The organism is Candidatus Termitispirillum reticulitermitis, from assembly GCF_054655775.1.
Genome location: NZ_BAAIHG010000136.1, coordinates 1 through 1,644, shown reverse-complemented (window position 1 = coordinate 1,644; position 1,644 = coordinate 1). Strand labels below are relative to the sequence as shown.

The 1,644-nt window shown below is 45.6% G+C and carries 3 protein-coding genes; 1 reads left to right on the top strand and 2 read right to left on the bottom strand.

Annotated elements, in window-relative coordinates; genetic code table 11:
• On the bottom strand, positions 1 to 1,024 hold a 1,024-nt coding region (locus tag AC1MDJ_RS07785), incomplete at its 3' end, for a DNA gyrase subunit A (protein WP_479690355.1).
• A 79-nt stretch (positions 1,025 to 1,103) separates the two neighbouring features.
• Positions 1,104 to 1,340 carry an EamA family transporter gene (locus AC1MDJ_RS07780; protein ID WP_479690354.1) on the bottom strand — a complete coding sequence of 79 codons (237 nt, stop codon included), beginning with the start codon at positions 1,338 to 1,340 and terminating at the stop codon, positions 1,104 to 1,106.
• On the opposite strand from AC1MDJ_RS07780, the gene AC1MDJ_RS07775 reads away from it, so the two are divergent.
• On the top strand, positions 1,322 to 1,644 hold a 323-nt coding region (locus AC1MDJ_RS07775; RefSeq protein WP_479690353.1), incomplete at its 3' end, for a ribulose-phosphate 3-epimerase. The genes AC1MDJ_RS07780 and AC1MDJ_RS07775 overlap by 19 nt on opposite strands.

Below are 1,644 nucleotides of genomic sequence, written 5' to 3'. Positions count from 1 at the left end.
CTATCAGCACCACCATATTGACACCGAATGATGTATCCATCGGGGTATGTTTATATAGTTGGTTCAGCACCACATCAGCAATTTCGCCACGCTTCAGCTCTATAACTACACGAATATTTTCATCAGACTCATCGCGCAAATCAGATATACCAGTAATAATCTTATCACGCACAAGTGCTGCAATTTTTATAATCAACTCAGCTTTATTCACTTGATAGGGCAGCTCCGTCACGATAATCTGCTCTCTATCCCCCTTCATCTGCTCCACTTCTACGCGTGAACGCATATGTATAGAGCCTCTGCCAGTCTTAAACGCCTTTATAATCTCATCCCTGCCCAGTATAAGCCCCTTAGTGGGGAAGTCTGGTCCTTGAACGATTTTGAATATAGCCTCTTCAGGCGCATTGGGATTATCTATCTTATATATAATCGCTTTCATTATCTCCGTGAGATTGTGTGGAGGAACATTAGTTGCCATACCAACCGCAATCCCACTGGAGCCATTTATCAATAAGTTTGGAATCTTCGTAGGAAATACGACAGGTTCTTCTAATGTGCCATCGTAGTTGGGGGCGAAGTCAACGGTGTCTTCATTAAGGTCTGCCAACAACTCGCTCGTGATACGACGCATGCGCACTTCGGTATAACGCATCGCAGCTGGAGCATCTCCATCTACAGAGCCGAAGTTGCCCTGTCCATCAACCAATGTATATCTCAGTGAGAACGTCTGCGCCATACGCACAAGCGTATCATAAACAGCCACATCGCCGTGTGGATGATATTTACCGATAACATCGCCGACTATGCGAGCGGATTTGCGAGTCGGTTTATTGTAATCAAGCCCTTGCTCATGCATTACAAATAAAGCCCGCCTGTGAACAGGTTTCAATCCGTCTCGCACGTCTGGCAGAGCGCGCCCAACAATAACGCTCATAGCATAGTCAAGATAGCTGGTTTTTAATGTGTCTTCTAGGGTTACAGGAACGATAGTGCCTGTATTCTCATTGCTTACGTTGTCAGCCATTTATTACACATCCTTTTACAATAATGCTACGCATTATATACGCATACATAAAATTTGTCAAACATATAGCAAGCAGTCTTTATCGCCTTGATTGTTCAACTACAGCTGACACTATCAACGCAGTGCCGAACCAGTCCATTGCAGTGAAGTGCATATTCAGAAACAATACCGAAAACACTGCCGCTGCCAGCGGCTCTGCACACGATAATATCCCCGCCCGCTGCCCACCAACACGCTGCGCCGCCCATAAAAACAACGTGAAAGAAACTAGACTGCCGAATGAAATAATATATCCAAATGATAAAAAAGTCCACATATCCCACACACCCGGTACCTGCCGAACCTGATAAATACATAGCAAACTTTGCTGATGCGGGTGCCGATATAATCACCGTCCATGCGGAGGCTTGCCTGCACCTGCACAGAACACTTGGCGAAATTAGCAAGCGCGGTATTAAAGCGGGTGTTGCACTGAACCCTGCCACACCTATTACGTCTATCAGCGAGGTGGCACATTTAGCTGATATTGTGCTGGTAATGACGGTTAATCCGGGTTTTAGCGGGCAGAAGTTTATCCCTGAGGGGGTAGTCAAGGTAAAACGCATAAAGGCATTACTTGT

What these genes read in the sequence shown, in the direction of transcription:
- AC1MDJ_RS07780 (WP_479690354.1), bottom strand. Translation starts at nt 1,340, where the DNA reads ATGTGGACTTTTTTATCATTTGGATATATTATTTCATTCGGCAGTCTA.